This window comes from Jiulongibacter sp. NS-SX5 (assembly GCF_052828545.1).
In genome coordinates, this window is record NZ_CM128248.1 from 286,412 (window position 1) to 300,754 (window position 14,343).

General features: G+C 39.7%; 14 protein-coding genes. 3 read left to right on the forward strand and 11 right to left on the reverse strand.

Annotated elements, in window-relative coordinates:
• Window positions 1-4: 4 nt before the first annotated feature.
• The 4 genes from ACUXV0_RS01140 to ACUXV0_RS01155 form a co-directional block, all read right to left on the reverse strand.
• Window positions 5-1,672, reverse strand: a complete 1,668-nt coding sequence (locus ACUXV0_RS01140) for an ABC transporter substrate-binding protein (protein ID WP_446191218.1) — start codon at window positions 1,670-1,672, stop codon at window positions 5-7.
• A 74-nt stretch (window positions 1,673-1,746) separates the two neighbouring features.
• Entirely contained in the window at window positions 1,747-3,597 is a 1,851-nt protein-coding gene (yidC, locus tag ACUXV0_RS01145) for a membrane protein insertase YidC (RefSeq protein WP_446191219.1), read from the reverse strand.
• Between the two features lie 156 nt (window positions 3,598-3,753).
• Window positions 3,754-4,527, reverse strand: a complete 774-nt coding sequence (locus tag ACUXV0_RS01150) for an SDR family NAD(P)-dependent oxidoreductase (RefSeq protein ID WP_446191220.1) — start codon at window positions 4,525-4,527, stop codon at window positions 3,754-3,756.
• Complete coding sequence (locus ACUXV0_RS01155; protein WP_446191221.1) at window positions 4,512-5,387, reverse strand: ThuA domain-containing protein; 876 nt, start codon at window positions 5,385-5,387, stop codon at window positions 4,512-4,514. The genes ACUXV0_RS01150 and ACUXV0_RS01155 overlap by 16 nt, the downstream gene beginning before the upstream one ends.
• An 89-nt stretch (window positions 5,388-5,476) precedes the next feature.
• Between ACUXV0_RS01155 and hslV the strand changes: the two genes are divergently transcribed.
• Window positions 5,477-6,016: an ATP-dependent protease subunit HslV gene (hslV, locus tag ACUXV0_RS01160; protein ID WP_446191222.1), complete on the forward strand. Its 540-nt coding sequence runs from the start codon at window positions 5,477-5,479 to the stop codon at window positions 6,014-6,016.
• Here hslV and ACUXV0_RS01165 read toward each other — a convergent pair.
• Window positions 6,013-7,437: an aldehyde dehydrogenase family protein gene (locus ACUXV0_RS01165; protein WP_446191223.1), complete on the reverse strand. Its 1,425-nt coding sequence runs from the start codon at window positions 7,435-7,437 to the stop codon at window positions 6,013-6,015. The two genes, hslV and ACUXV0_RS01165, sit on opposite strands and share 4 nt — an antisense overlap.
• A 21-nt stretch (window positions 7,438-7,458) precedes the next feature.
• On the opposite strand from ACUXV0_RS01165, the gene ACUXV0_RS01170 reads away from it, so the two are divergent.
• The gene (locus tag ACUXV0_RS01170) at window positions 7,459-8,295 is read left to right on the forward strand and encodes a helix-turn-helix domain-containing protein (RefSeq protein WP_446191224.1); all 837 of its coding nucleotides are present in this window, start codon (window positions 7,459-7,461) and stop codon (window positions 8,293-8,295) included.
• Here the strand turns inward: ACUXV0_RS01170 and ACUXV0_RS01175 are convergent.
• From ACUXV0_RS01175 to ACUXV0_RS01185, 3 genes are read right to left on the reverse strand one after another with little or no spacing between them, the layout of a single operon-like run.
• Complete coding sequence (locus ACUXV0_RS01175; RefSeq protein WP_446191225.1) at window positions 8,292-8,984, reverse strand: hypothetical protein; 693 nt, start codon at window positions 8,982-8,984, stop codon at window positions 8,292-8,294. The genes ACUXV0_RS01170 and ACUXV0_RS01175 overlap by 4 nt on opposite strands.
• Entirely contained in the window at window positions 8,959-10,029 is a 1,071-nt protein-coding gene (locus tag ACUXV0_RS01180) for an AMP-binding protein (RefSeq protein ID WP_446191226.1), read from the reverse strand. Before ACUXV0_RS01180 ends, ACUXV0_RS01175 begins: the two co-directional genes overlap by 26 nt.
• Window positions 10,029-10,508 (reverse strand): QcrA and Rieske domain-containing protein, encoded by a 480-nt coding sequence (locus ACUXV0_RS01185; protein WP_446191227.1) that lies wholly within the window; start codon window positions 10,506-10,508, stop codon window positions 10,029-10,031. Before ACUXV0_RS01185 ends, ACUXV0_RS01180 begins: the two co-directional genes overlap by 1 nt.
• A gap of 179 nt (window positions 10,509-10,687) precedes the next feature.
• On the opposite strand from ACUXV0_RS01185, the gene ACUXV0_RS01190 reads away from it, so the two are divergent.
• Entirely contained in the window at window positions 10,688-11,152 is a 465-nt protein-coding gene (locus tag ACUXV0_RS01190) for a DUF2452 domain-containing protein (protein ID WP_446191228.1), read from the forward strand.
• A gap of 9 nt (window positions 11,153-11,161) precedes the next feature.
• Here ACUXV0_RS01190 and ACUXV0_RS01195 read toward each other — a convergent pair whose 3' ends face one another.
• From ACUXV0_RS01195 to ACUXV0_RS01205, 3 genes are all read right to left on the reverse strand, one after another.
• Complete coding sequence (locus tag ACUXV0_RS01195) at window positions 11,162-11,620, reverse strand: SRPBCC family protein (protein WP_446191229.1); 459 nt, start codon at window positions 11,618-11,620, stop codon at window positions 11,162-11,164.
• A 64-nt stretch (window positions 11,621-11,684) separates the two neighbouring features.
• Complete coding sequence (locus ACUXV0_RS01200) at window positions 11,685-12,251, reverse strand: Crp/Fnr family transcriptional regulator (protein ID WP_446191230.1); 567 nt, start codon at window positions 12,249-12,251, stop codon at window positions 11,685-11,687.
• Window positions 12,252-12,355: 104 nt separating this feature from the next.
• A complete protein-coding gene (locus ACUXV0_RS01205; protein ID WP_446191231.1) occupies window positions 12,356-14,290 on the reverse strand; it encodes a beta-L-arabinofuranosidase domain-containing protein in 1,935 nt (644 codons plus the stop codon).
• Between the last annotated feature and the right edge of the window lie 53 nt (window positions 14,291-14,343).

The window sequence follows — 14,343 nt, forward strand, 5'->3', positions numbered from 1 at the left end:
TCAATTAGTCATTTACAATTTCAAACATGCCGTGATTGTACTTCACAATTGGCACTTTTTGATTTTCTGAGCTTTTATTTGAATAGTCAAATCCGGCAAGAAGTAGATCGTTCATGTCTGGACTTTCATCCATATTCAATCTGAAAATTTCTTTGCCATCCTTCATCATTCTACCATAGAAAATGACGAAGTCATATCCTAAATAGGTATAGTATGAAGGCAGAGCATTCATTTTTTTGATGTAAGCTCTCTTGAAATCTTTAAACTCTTTACTCTCTGAATTGGTAAACTCAGGGTAGATTAAATAAAGTTCTCTATTTAAATATCCTCTGCTTATAGTTTCCAAATTAAAAGCTCCGGAAGTAGAAAATACGACCTTGTCAATTCCTTTCTGAGAGAGCATTCTCATTGCTTTTGTACCAAAGCCAGTATTCCCTGTGATGAAAACATGACCAGGCGTTAATCCTTCCTGGATATCTTCGGGTACTGAAATACTTGAAACCTGCAGTACTTTAAAACCTTGTTTTTTGGCTTCAAAAGCATAGGCATCTGCTAGTAGTGAGTCGTTTCGGCTTCCGTCATGATAAATGCAAACAGTCTTATCAAGACCTAATGTGCTAACAAAAGCCAGAGTTTTTTGAGAGGTTACTTCATTAGAGGACTGTAGCAGGAATCTTGATTCAAAATCTTTGACCAAAGTGCTATTGTTAGAAATAGGGTGCACCTGATACATTGAATTTTCTTCAGCATACTCCTCAATGATCTCATTTGGTTTTCCGTACAAAGGGCCAACCACTATATCCAATTTTTTGAAGTCATCATCAGCGGTATATTTCTCAATACTCTCTGCTGTACGACCGACATCAAAACCGTAAATTCTTACATTGATTTCCTCGGCTTTCAGCTTTTGCTCAGCCAGCTTCATGCCTGTATATAAATCATAAACGAAACGTCTGGAACCGGCTGCTTTGGAGACATCAAAATCATCCAGATCAAAAGGGAGTAGCACACCGAAATCAATTACATCGTCATCATAAGGTCTGCTTAAAACAGCACCTTCAGACTTTACTTTTTTCTTGACTTCTGATTCAATTTTGAATCTATTCGTAAGTAGATCTGAAAGTTCAAGGTCTGCTCTGGTGTTATAAGATCTGGCTTGAATTTTTTTAACGAGTTGTCGGGCTATCAGTTCGTCTGCCGGATATTTCTCATTAAGCTCCTTCAGCAGAAGAACATTGTCTAATTGGTTAATGTATTTTTTCTTTAAAACCTCACCATCCTCCTGTAGTTTTTTGTCGTTGAGACGTTCCAGGTATGAAAGTCCTTCATCATAATAATTGTCCACAAAATTGCTGTAGGCATAGAGGTAGTAGGCTTCTTCCAGCTTTTCCCAATTTTCATACCTGAGCATTAGATCTCTCAAAGTAGCTCTTGCCTGATAGCCTTTACCATCTTCGAGAGATGCTAAAGCGTAGTAGTACAAGACATAAGGAGAAGCAGCATTATTATAGTCTCTGGAGGTTAAAGGGGTGAAAATGTCCATTGCAGTGGCATATTGCCCCGCAGCATACGCTTGCACTCCTTCTTTATATCTGATCAGATACTGGTCAGCATTTAACTGAGCCATACTCTGTAGACTACAAAAAAGGGCAAGCACAAAAATGAATCGCATAGATGCAGATTATAGTGAGGATGTAAAAAAACAAAAATGTTCTGTGTCAATCAAACACAGAACATCTTTTGTGATTATCTCTTATTCTTGTTTTTCTTAGCCTTTAGCTCTTTGGCTTTCTGCCTGTTGGCTTCTTCCTGAGCTTTTAACTGATTCTCAAGGTAAGTAGAGAACTTGTTCTTTTTCTTCGGCTTTTTGGCGTAGTTCCGTTTATTCTCATCCAGAACCTTCCTGATTTTATCCTCATCTACAAATCTTCTCACTATTAACTGCTGAGCAATAGTTACCAAGTTAGATACCAGGTAATAGAAACTCAATGCCGCAGGGAAGCTATTCAGTACAAAGAAGAAAACAAGCGGGAACACGTACGACAATTTTTTCATGTCGATTGGGCCCGGCTGAGCAGGAGTGATCTGGTTATTATAGTAGGTAAATGCCAAACTGGATAAGGTCATTAAAACCACGAATAAACTCAAGTGATTTCCAATAACCGGGATGTCAAATCCCCAGCTGATTGGTGCATCATAGGTAGACAAGTCTTTGGCCCATAAGAAGCTCTTCTGTCTAAACATCTCCATATTCGGGAATAAGAAGAAGACCGACATAAGAATAGGCATTTGAAGTAGCATAGGAACACAACCACTTAGCGGACTCACCCCCACTTGCTTGTACAGGTTCATGGTTTCCTGTTGCTGTTTAACCTGATCGTCACCTACTTTTTCCTTTATCTCTGCTATCTCAGGAGCTAGAATTCTCATTTTAGCCGAACTGGTGTAAGACTTATAAAGAAGAGGAGTTAGTGTCAGTTTGATTAATAATACTACCGCAATAATCAGGAAGCCATAATTGGAGAAAAAGCCTTCCAGCCAATTAAACAAAGGAACAAAAATGAATCTGTTGATTGGCTTTACGATGTCATATCCTAGGTAAAGGTTTTTATTGAAGCCTTCTGCTACGGGTTTCAGCTCAGCCATTTCGTTAGGTCCGAAATAGAACTTCATGCTATTGGCACTCTGCATCGGTAATTGAGCAGAAACAATGGCGTCTTTTACCACTGTGCTGTCATTGGTCGGTGTATTCAGTTCCAAAGAGAAATTCTGGAAATCCTGGTTTTCTGAGACCAAGCCAGAAGTAAAGTATTTTTGCTTAAAACTGAACCAGCGAACATTCTCCTCTTCGGTTTCTTGTTCGTTTCCAACGCTTCCTAAACCAACATCTTCAAAATCACCATCGGCCTGAAGGTAGTTGATCTGTGCAGCTTTGCGGTTTTCGTTAAGGTCATTTTCCAGACGTTTCAGCTTATTTTCCCAATTGATTTTGATCGGGTCGTTATTGATACTGCCGGCAGTACCACTAAAGTTTAAATCGTAGTCTAGGGCATAGCCTTTTTCCGGAAGTGAATAGGTTTGTTCAATGATCTGTCCATTGGCTAGTGCCAATTTAAATACTGCTGAGTTACCTGTTTGCTCTCCCGCAAAGTAAAGTTCATTGATCTTTACAGGACCTTTAGGAGTATTGACTTCAATATCAAGCTTAGAATTATTCTCATCAATAAGCACCAAAGGCTCATCATTATTCAAGATGAAATCATCATAAGTTTTGTGGTTCTTTAAAACCACTTCTTTTATGGCTCCGCCTTTTGAGGAAAGTTTAACGATCAATTGCTCGTTTTCCAGAGTTAGCTCGGTGGCTTCACCGCTTGCGGCAGCTGAAAAATCGCCGTATTTGGCCTGAATGGCAGCAGAATCGAGTTCTACAGATGTCGCGGCAATTGTATTTGATGAGTTTGAAGGAGAAACTGTTTCTGTTTGGGCTGTCTCTTCTGTTGGTTCCGGAGTGGTAGGCGGGTAGAAGTACATATAAGTACCGTACATCGCAAAAAGAAGAACGAACCCAATGATATAGTTCTTATCGAATTTTTCCATTTAGGAGGTTTGTTGTAACAAAATTTTGCTGCAAAAGTCGTAAAAAACTTTGAGGTGGGAGAAGCAAAAAGTGATTAAGTGAGGATATAAAGGATAATTGGCGAGAATAAAGAAATGCTGGTCAATCAAATCTTGGTAAAGTACAATATTGATCAATCAAATTGCCTCAGGCACAGGGCCTACATTTGACCAACCTCCATCTACATTGATATTTTCTCCAGTTATTTGATCTGCTCCTTGTGACAACAAAAATAGTGTGGCTTTGGCTATATCTTCGGTGGTAGCGGGTCTTCTGGTTGGGACAATTTTTGACCAACCTTCTGCATAACCTTCCACCGAGGTGGTTCTTTCTGTTTCAGTAGCCCCGGGAGTTACTGAGTTGATGTGTATTTTATGTGGGGCTAGCTGAGTGCCTAAAGACTTCGCCATAAAACGGATGGCAGCTTTGGTCATTCCATACGCTTCAAGCTCATCATGCGGCTGAAGTCCTGTAGTACTGGACATCAGCACCATTTTGCCCGAAATGGCATTCTTGATCCAATAGTTTGCCATTTTTTGACATAGAAAAAAGGTACCCTTAATATTTAGGTCAATTAACTGATTGAAGTTTTCTTCTGGATAACTTAAGAATGGGCCAAACGTGGTAATACCAGCGTTGGCTATGGCATATTCTATAGAGCCAAATTTGGTTAGGCCCTTCGATATAAGCTCTGCCAAAACAGAGGTTTTACCGGCGTCACCTTGAATGAATATACAGTTTTTACCCAGTTTTTTTGCTGCCTTCTCGCCTGCCTCTTGATCAAAATCATTGAGAATGACGTTTGCACCACTTTCTATCAGCATTTGAGCTATTGTAAAACCAATACCTATAGCTGCCCCAGTTACTATAGCTGTTTGTCCTTTAAAATTGAATGTTATTTCACCAGCCATTGTAAAGCTTTTTCAAGAACCGTAATGTAATCTTCATTTTGATAGGTCTGGGCATGATGACCCAAAGCAGAGTAGAATGATTTTCCTTTGCCTACTTTTTTGAACCACATATTAGGGTGCTTTTCACCCATCCCGAAGTTTTTAGATCGTTCGAACAGAATATTTCCATCGGGGTTAATGCTATTGCCATCCATCTGGTATAATACAGTGAAGCCGTTTTCAGTCGGTTGGTTATTAAAAATATACCATTCGTCTGAGGTTTTTATTGAAGACGGAATTCCTTGTATCATAAGGCTGTCGGTCAAAGGCTGAGCAAAAAGCTCAGCTTCCTGAATGTGGTCTTTGATAGGATGATGAGAGAATTGGGCTCCAATCAGATTTGTGGTATACCAATCCCAATTATGTGAACCATCACCTGCAGCATGGATACCCATGAAACTACCACCGTCAAGAATGTAACGTTGAAAAGCTGTACGCTGCTCATTGGTCAATACTTTACCGGAAACATTATTCCAGATCACTAAATCAAATAAAGCGAGCTGTTCCGGATTAAAAACTCCACCTTCATCAAATTCAGTAAGCGTCCAGTTGTTTTTCTCTGCTAAAGCTCTGAACGTAGGCTTTGCAGCCTCAATACCTTCACTATGCACAAAAGCGTTGGCCTTAGAGAATAGAAGGATGTTTGTTTGGTCTGTCGTGAGCTCCAGATTGGGTCTTTCTTCCTCGAAAAAAGGAAAGCCATTTTTGACTTTATACATGAAAACAGAAAACGAGGCTACAATGAGAATAGCAATGGCTGCCAATCCTAAAAGAATGCGTTTAATCCATAGTTTTCTTTTCTTTTTTCTTCTCCTTGACATTAGGGGTAGGGTTTTGCTGAAGGCATGAACTTACAAATTTTAGTGGAATTAATAATTTTGCCCGTCTGTTTTAAAGCAAATTCATAGAAATGACAAAAATAAAATCAACAACCGTTTTAGGGATAGTACATAATGGTAAAGTAGCATTGGGGGCTGATGGTCAGGCTACCATGGGAAATACGGTGGCTAAATCGAATGTTAAAAAAGTGAGAAGACTGGCTGGAGGAAAAATCCTTGCGGGTTTTGCTGGTAGTACTGCCGATGCCTTTACTTTAATAGAGAAATTTGAAGAAAAGTTAGGTGCCTACGGCGGAAACATGAAGCGTGCAGCCATTGAGCTTGCCAAAGATTGGAGAACCGACCGATACCTCAGAAAATTAGAGGCCATGATGGTGGTGGCCAATGCCGAAGAAATGCTAGTGATTTCTGGTACAGGAGATGTGCTGGAGCCAGATCATCAAATAGCGGCTATAGGCTCAGGGAGTATGTACGCACAGTCTGCTGCTGTGGCATTGAAAAGACACGCCAGCGATATGACAGCTGAAGAAATGGTACGTGAAGGATTGAACATTGCAGCTGATATATGCATCTACACCAACCATAATCTTATCATCGAGACACTCGATTAAGTCAGGTATTTGGTAGCGATATCAAGCATTTTCTTGATTCTACCTGTGTAGGGTGGATAGAACATGGAGCTGGGGTTAAAGTGATTTTTAATCACCGGCTTCATGTGAGTAAATTCCATAAACCCTTCAAAACCACCACTTACACCAGTGCCTGAGTTGTTAATACCGCCAAACGGTAAGCCATGGTATACGAATTGAATAGCGAAATCATTATAGACGATTGGTCCTGAACTTGTTTGGCTTTCAAGTGCCTTGTTTTCTGCAGAACTGCCACCAAAAATATACATGGCTAAAGGTTTTTCGCCTTCATTGATGATGTCAATGGCTTCCTGGATGGAATTATAGGTAAGTACAGGTAGAATTGGTCCGAAAATCTCTTCCTGCATCAGTGGCATGTCTTTGGTTACCTCTGTCAAGATTGTCGGGGCCAAAAAGCAATCTTCTTTATCAGGGTTTTCTGTCATGGCAATCTCGGCACCCATTTCTACCGATTTTTCTACAAGCCCATTTATTCTTTCAAAATGCTTTTGATTGATGATGCGGCAATAGTCTGAGTTGCTTTTGAAATCACCTTCTGCCATCTTTTTTAATGCGGCTTTTAGAGCCTCAATAAATTCATCTTTGAGATCTTCCTGTATCAATAAATAGTCGGGAGCAATACATGTTTGGCCAGCATTCAGGAATTTCCCCCAAGCAACTTTCTTTGCAGCCGATTTCATATTGACACCCTTGCGAACAATTACCGGTGATTTGCCTCCAAGCTCTAATGTGACTGAGGCGAGATGCTGTGACGCTGCTTTCATGACCAATTTGCCTACGGCCGGACTACCGGTGAAAAAGACATGGTTGAACGGCAATTTTTGTAAAGCAATAGCAGTTTCTGCATCTCCAGTAAAGACTTTTACCTCGTTCTCATCAAATAGCTCTTCCATCATTCTTTGTAAAAGAAACGAGGTGTTGGGAGTGAGTTCTGAAGGTTTTAAAACCACTGTACAGCCTGCCGCTATGGCCGTCATCACAGGTTTTAAGGCAAGAATGAACGGATAATTCCAAGGCGAAATAATCAGCGAACATCCTTTTGGCTGATAAGTCTTCTTATTGGAGGTGCCTAAAAATAATAGAGGAACACTTACTGACTTGGGTCGTATCCACGAGCTTAAATTCTTAATGATGTTTTTAGCCTCAGAAATCACCGGAAGAATCTCGCTAATATTTACCTCTGCCTCACTTTTTCTAAAGTCGGCGTGGACGGCAGCAGTTATACTGTCCGCATTCTGCTCGGTCCACTTTTTAATGGATTTAATTTTCTGAATTCTATCCCGAGCAGTTGAGACTCTTAGCTCTAAGGATTTCTTCAGTTGTTTCTCAAAAACGTCTTTATAAGTGCTTAGCTCCACTGAAGCTAAAGTATCATTCGTCATGGTCTTGTTGATGTTTTGTTCTTGCAATTTAATTTTTTCTCTGACAGATTCTCTAATTTTAGCACACAGTTAATAAACGTACTCATCAGTATTCTCGCCCAAAACATTGAATTCCTCAGAAAGCTACAGGGACTGACTCAGAAAGACCTTGGTGCTGAGCTTGGTATGACTCGTGCTGCTATCGATTCTTATGAAGGAGGCAGGGCTGTGCCGCCGTATGAAAAGTTAAAAACAATAGCGGCTTACTTTGAGAAATCTGTTGGTGAAATTACCGAGCTTAAAATTTGGCTTGAAGAAGAAGAAACTCCCGGAAGCATCAATTTTAAGGCTCCGGCAGAGGAATCTTTGAAAGATGAGAAGGAGATGAATCTTCAATTGCCGCGAGAGAATTCGTCCGACGAAATTCCACTGGTACTCCGGGATGAATTAAGTGATTTCGTAAATAATGCTTCATTTACGGTCTCTGGGTCTATTAATGTGCCTTTTAGGAAGTTTGGTGAGGGTCAGGTAGTTGCTTTTGAAGCAGGAAATGATTTTCCGATTCAAGGCTCACTTCTTATTGCTCAGCAATTGACAAACGTAAAGGATTGTAGAGATGGTCAGTGCTATTTAGTCTTGACTAAAGAAGGAGAATTGCTCTACAGAAAGGCTTATAATCAAACCAGTACACGTGGTATGTTGGTTCTGACACCAGAAGTAACCGGAATGGCTACTATTGATATGCCTCTAGAAGATATTCATTCAGTTTGGCAGCCCATCTCGTACATTGCGGAGCAAATGCCGGAAATGCGTCAGGATCTTTCAGAAATCAAGAAAACAGCCGAGCAGCTCAGTGAACAGCTAAAGCGGTTCAATTAAAGGTACTGTGTGATTTTTGAGGGTTGAATCAAATAACTCTTGCCCAGTTCATACCACAAGTCATCTCCAAGATTAATATGTAAGCCAGTCTTTTTTGGTGATTTTTGTTTGGCCTGTTCTGGTCTGAATTCACCGGAGAAAATATCTTTAAGAACCTGACTTAGTGTATCCCAAGGCAAGTCTTCTTTTGAATCGTTTGTCGTTTTTGAGAATTGCCTTTTAGCGAAAGAAGCTTCAAATACAATACGCTCAGAGGTATTTCTATCTTTACGGAGTATTGTTAGATTTAAGGGGGCTTCAGTTTCAGTGTTTTCCAAGACGGCTTGCTGTAATTCCTGCACAAATTGAAGTGCCGCTTCTTCGTCTACAGGGTATCCTTCCTGATGATCAGTTTTGATATTCCAATAAAACTCTTCCTGGTTTAGCGAGGTTTTCTCTTTGAATTCCACTGAATTAGCAAATTGCTCGAAGGTTTTAAGCCATTCTTGGTTTAATTCACCAGACCATTGGATATCATCATTAGTTGAAAATCCTTCCTGCAATATTTCCTCTTCTTCCAGCTCCTCCCGACCGAGATAAGTGATCTCAAAATCAATATTGATCCCATTATTTTCTTGCTGAACTTTTATTTCAATGGCATGAGCATAAGGTGGGGGAGTAAGCTCATTTGTTTGAAACTGAATATGCATTGGTCGTTTTTCTTTTATCTATTTTTCCGGTGACCGTTCTTTCAAATGATTTGATAAAGGCCACGATTTTAGGAGCCTCAAATTTAGCCATTTCTTTCTTCAGCTTTTCTTTTATTTCAATAGCATTTCCTGCTCCCTCAATAAAGAGAGCCAATTGCTGACCGAGTTTTTCATCTGGTAGACTGCTACAGAAGAAGGGTGCAGATAAGTTTAAAATTTGATCAATTTTAGTTTCAATTTCATCCAAAGAGAGTTTTATGCCACCGCTATTGATAACCCGATCGGATCTCCCTGATAATTTGAATTCATGGGTATTGATAATTTCGGCTAAATCATTTGTGACAAGCCATTTATTTTCAGTGCATTCGTTTTTGATGCAGAGTTTGCCTTCTTCGTTCGCCTTTATGTCTGTTCCATCTAAGGCTATAAAATAGCCATCTGGCTTGTTGCCATTAAGCCTTTTAATTGCGAAATGAGTAACTGTTTCTGTCATGCCAAAAGTAGCATAGACGGGAGTGTTGATTTCTGAAATTTGCCGGGCTAAAGAATTTGAAATGGCGGCTCCGCCGATGATAGTTGCCTGAGCCATGTTCAGCAGGTTTTGCCCACGTTCATCTTGCAAAAGATTGTTTAATTGCAGCGGAACAAAGGCCAAAAAACACTGACCTCTTTTTTGCTCCAGCATATACCCAAAATTGCCAAGATTGTCGATTATGCTACCCTCAGGTTTAATGATTAGTAACTCGCTTCCTAATTCTAAAGCCCTTATCACCATTAATTTACCTGCGATAAAGTCAATGGAGAGGTTACATAAAAAAAAGCTTTCCTCTGTAAGAGAGAAAGCTTTTGCGGTCTGAGCAACAGAGGCTTTAACCTGCTGTTTTGTCAGTTTGATATTTTTTGGTTTACCTGTAGAGCCGGAGGTTTTTACCTCAAGAGCATTAAGTCCGTTTTGCCACTTAATGATGAACCGTTTTACTTTTTGAAAGTAAGGGTCATTTGGTGCTGAATTGGTGAGGTCTCCTTCCTGGCTTACAAATATCATTAAGCAAAAATACGAAGCGTATTTGCTGTTTCGTCAAATGAGGTATTGAATTTGGTCAAAGCTGAAGTAGCAGGGCCTTTTGAAACAGCACCTACTGCTGTGAATTCCGAACCATGATTCGGACATCTGAAGTCATTTGTATTGGCTCTGTAATTAACAGTGGTTCCTTGATGTGTACACGCAGATGAAACAGCTATAAAGGTATCAGCTAGTGTTCTTGCTACAATAACTCCTTGACTATTAATGACCTTGAAGCCACCGTTCACTCTTAGGTCACTGTTGTCATTATCATTTAAGTCTAGTGTAAAATCTATTCCACTATTTCCACCGCCCGGGTTTGGTTCAGGGATTTCGCCGTCGCTACAGCTTTGCAAACAATTCATGAGCATGATGGCACCGAAGCCAATACCTACTTGTTTCATGAAATCCTTTCGGCCTATTGATTTTTGCTGAGGGGTTTTTGTTTCTTTAATTTCCATTCTATTTGATTTTGAATGAGTGATATGCTTTGTACAGTACAATTACGCAAATTATTCGCCACAGGTGGCAAAGTTGAAAGTAAAAGAACTTTTTTGTCGATTTGGTGTATTGTATAGATAAATTATCTGATTTATTTCATTTGCTTGGATAATATATCCTCAGTTAAGAGTTTTACAGTATGAGTAAGGAAGAGATAGAGAATCCGATTGACGATTTTAAAGTAGCTGAAAACCCTGGATTGCTAGAATATGCACACACGGCTGGTGGTGCTGTTATTCGTCCTGAAGATATGGGTAAGGTGAAAGGTAAGGCTCAGATGGCCATGCGTCAGCAGACTTTTGACCAATTAGAGAAAATCTATCGACAGATGGAGTTACTCAAACAGCAGGCAGAGGGCATAAAGGACCGCATTGAAATCTCAGAGCGTATCTATGATGCTCAGATGTCTTTTGAGCCGGTCATCAGTCATTCATACTACCTCTACGAACGCAAAGATGGCTCAGACATGCTCTCTATGGTTTCACCAGAGGAATGGGGCCGTAAAATTCCTTTCAATAGGTTTCTGGCAAAGGTTTTTCTGCTTGCAGATCATACCTGGAAAGTTGATTTTGTAGAGGAAGAAGGGGAGCGAATAGAGGTTTAACCTTCGGTTTTACTTTATTAAAGTATTATCTTTCTCAACTTTCTCTTTGAGAGATTGTAGCCAACTTTTCATGTCATTTTTTACGATTTGATTCATTTTCTTCTTCAATAAAACGACCAGAAGGCCTTCCATGCTCTCTTCTACTCTAACCTTTGTGAATCCTTGATGTTCTTCCAAAAACCAATTATGAATGGCGGTTGCACCAAATGCTTTACCATGCCAGCCCAGTTGATTGTTTTCTATGAAAGTATGAATGGTAGAGTTGATCTTATTACCTTTTGATTTCCAATGGAAATTCTGGCCTACATTAATTTTGCCGCTTGTTTGTGTATGCTGAATAGAATTATTCCATTCAGGCCAGCTATTGATGTCTGTAAGGGTTTGCCATACTACTTTTGCCTGGCCTGTTATTAAGATTTCTTCCTTCTGAAAAACCGGAGCTTTCTTATTGGTATCCATTGATGTCATTTTTATGACACAAAGGTTCTCAATCAAAGCTGAATTAGAATTGATCTATATCAAGAAGTGAAGATTATTCTTCAGAAAGCTTCTTTCTAATTCTACTAAGAGTTTCAGGTGTCATGCCCAGAAGAGAGGCAATCTGATGAAGAGGCACTTGGTTCATTAATGCCGGGTTAAACTCTACGAATTTCTTAAATCTTTCCTCTGCATTTAAGGCCAAATGTGATAGTACACGCTCTTCTAAAATACCGAAGCATTTAGCAAGAAACTGTTTTTCCAATTTATCCCAGCGTGAGATTTTGAAAGAAAGATTATCGTATTCTGACTTTGAAATTAAAAGTACAGTGACATCTGTAACAGCCTCTAGAAAAATTTCGGACGATTTTTCAGTTAAAAATGCATTAAGGTCTACAGCGAAGTAACCAGCTGTGCAAAACCATTTAGTGATCTCTTTGTAATTTAAGTATAAAAATTCTCTCAATATGCCTTTTTCCACAAAAGCCATATGACGAGCCATCTCACCTGCTTTACACAAAAACTCTCCTTTTGAGAGAGTTTTCACTTTGAATGAATTTTCAAGTTGTAAATACTCTGCTTCATTCAATCCAAATGTTTCAATAATTGATTTTTGAATCATTACTTCAAGAATTTCATTCTAAGGCACTTTGTTACGGAGAATTGAATTAGAAATAATGTAAATAAACCAAAAAAACGCCGATCATTCGGGTGATCGGCGTTTTCTTAATTCTTTTTAAGAGGCCAGTATAACATATACCTTGAATCATGTAGCTGGTAAAACGGCATAAGCTCTAAATCCGTAAGGTCATCTGGCAGGTGTAAATTCTTTAGTTTGAATCTATTGGGTGAGCCAGTGGCTATCATTAGTTCTGCTGGGTCTTGACTTTCAGTTAATGAAAGTGAAGGCCAGGTTTCTTCAGGATACTCCCTGCCTTTGGCTCTGTATCCTTCCCACTGCACAGAGTCTCCTATTAAATTTACCAAATCTGTGGTGTCTGTTTTGGCTGCTAAAACCAGTGGGCCATGTAAAAAAGCAACATAAGAAGAGTCTGAAGGAAGATACTCTGTGTAGGTTTTCATAGGAAGAGTAATCTCTATTTTATCTCCTTTTTCCCACTGACGATTTAGTGCAATATAAGGGTCTTCTGACTGTTCGGTTTCAATTATCTCTTCATTAAGCTTAATGCTGATTCCGTCTTTGGCAAGCCAGTTTGGTTTTCTTATGAATATGGTGAAGTTTTCGTCGTTTGTTTTGTCAATTTCAATGACGCTGGTTTCTGAAGAGGGAAACTCCGTTTGCTGTGTAAGTGCAATGCCCTTTTCCTCCCAGTTTAGTTTAGAAGGAATAAACAGGTTTACGAGTATATCTTTCTCAGAATGGCTGTAGATTAATTCTCCGTATTTTCCATGGTTTTCCATACCAGATCCCACGCAGCACCACATACATTCTGAAGGCTGTGAGTAGTTTCTGTAATGACGTGGCCTCATAGGTGTGTAATACACAAAACCGCCCCTTTCGGGGTTTTGACTGGCTAGAATATGATTGTATAGGGCTCTTTCGTAGTATTCAATGTATTTGGTATCAGTGGTCTGCTCAAAAAGGTGTTTGCTAAGTTTTAGCATATTATAAGTATTGCAGCTTTCTGGCCCGGCAATGTGAGTTAGCATGTGATCGTAATCATCTGTAGGGTTAAAGTGCTCATCCACACTATTTCCGCCAATTACAACCGAGCGGTTTTCTGTTACGGTTTTCCAGAAATAACCAGCCGCTTTTCCGAATTTGGGATCATCCGTAAGCTCAGCTATACGTTGGAAGCCCACCACTTTCGGTATTTGCGTGTTGGCATGCATACCAGTAAGGCTATCAATTCCCTGGCTTAGTGGGTCCAGGATAAGATTATGCGAAAACCGTTTAGCAAGAGTTAGATATTTTTCATCTGAGGTGATAGCGTATAGGTCAGCAAAGACCTCATTGATGCCTCCATGCTCAGCTACCAGTATTTGTTGAATTTGTTCATCAGAAAGATTTTCTGAAACAGAATACAGATAGTCAGTAAGTTTGGTCAGAATTTCAAGCCCTAAAGGTTTGTTTGCTATCATATACGCATCTCTGAGACCAGCCAAAAGTTTATGCAGATTATAGATAGGGACCCATTTACCATTAAGGTCAAAATTGTCTGAGGTGATTTTTCCATTGGCTATATCTTCCCACATGGCTGTACTGCCAGGTGTACCACCAATATAGCCTGTTGGACTGGCATCCTGGCATCGTTTTAATTCGTTCAGCATATAATCCAGTCTGTCTTCTATTTCTTCATTATCCAGAGTAACAGCCATCTGTGCCGCGGCTGTGAGGTAATGACCACCTATGTGACCATCAAGACCGGTGTTTTCCCAGTTGCCATAATTATCTTTTTTGGGCTCCAGACCTGCCTCCTTTAGATACGGAGCCAAAAGTTTATCAACATCCATTGCCAGCATGTATGCAAGATCTTTTTCTTGGGCGTTTGAGAAATCACTTTTGAGAAGTTCTACTTCATCCAGTTTAAATGCCGAAACCTTTTCTGGCATTTCAGAGGATGTACTGGTTGGCTGACAAGCAGCCAGGATTGCGGTAAGGCTTATAAGTGAAAGAATGGATTGATAATTTTTGATCATAGTCTTCTTGAAATAGGATTGTAGGGCAAAGTAAATAAATTATGTCAAAATGA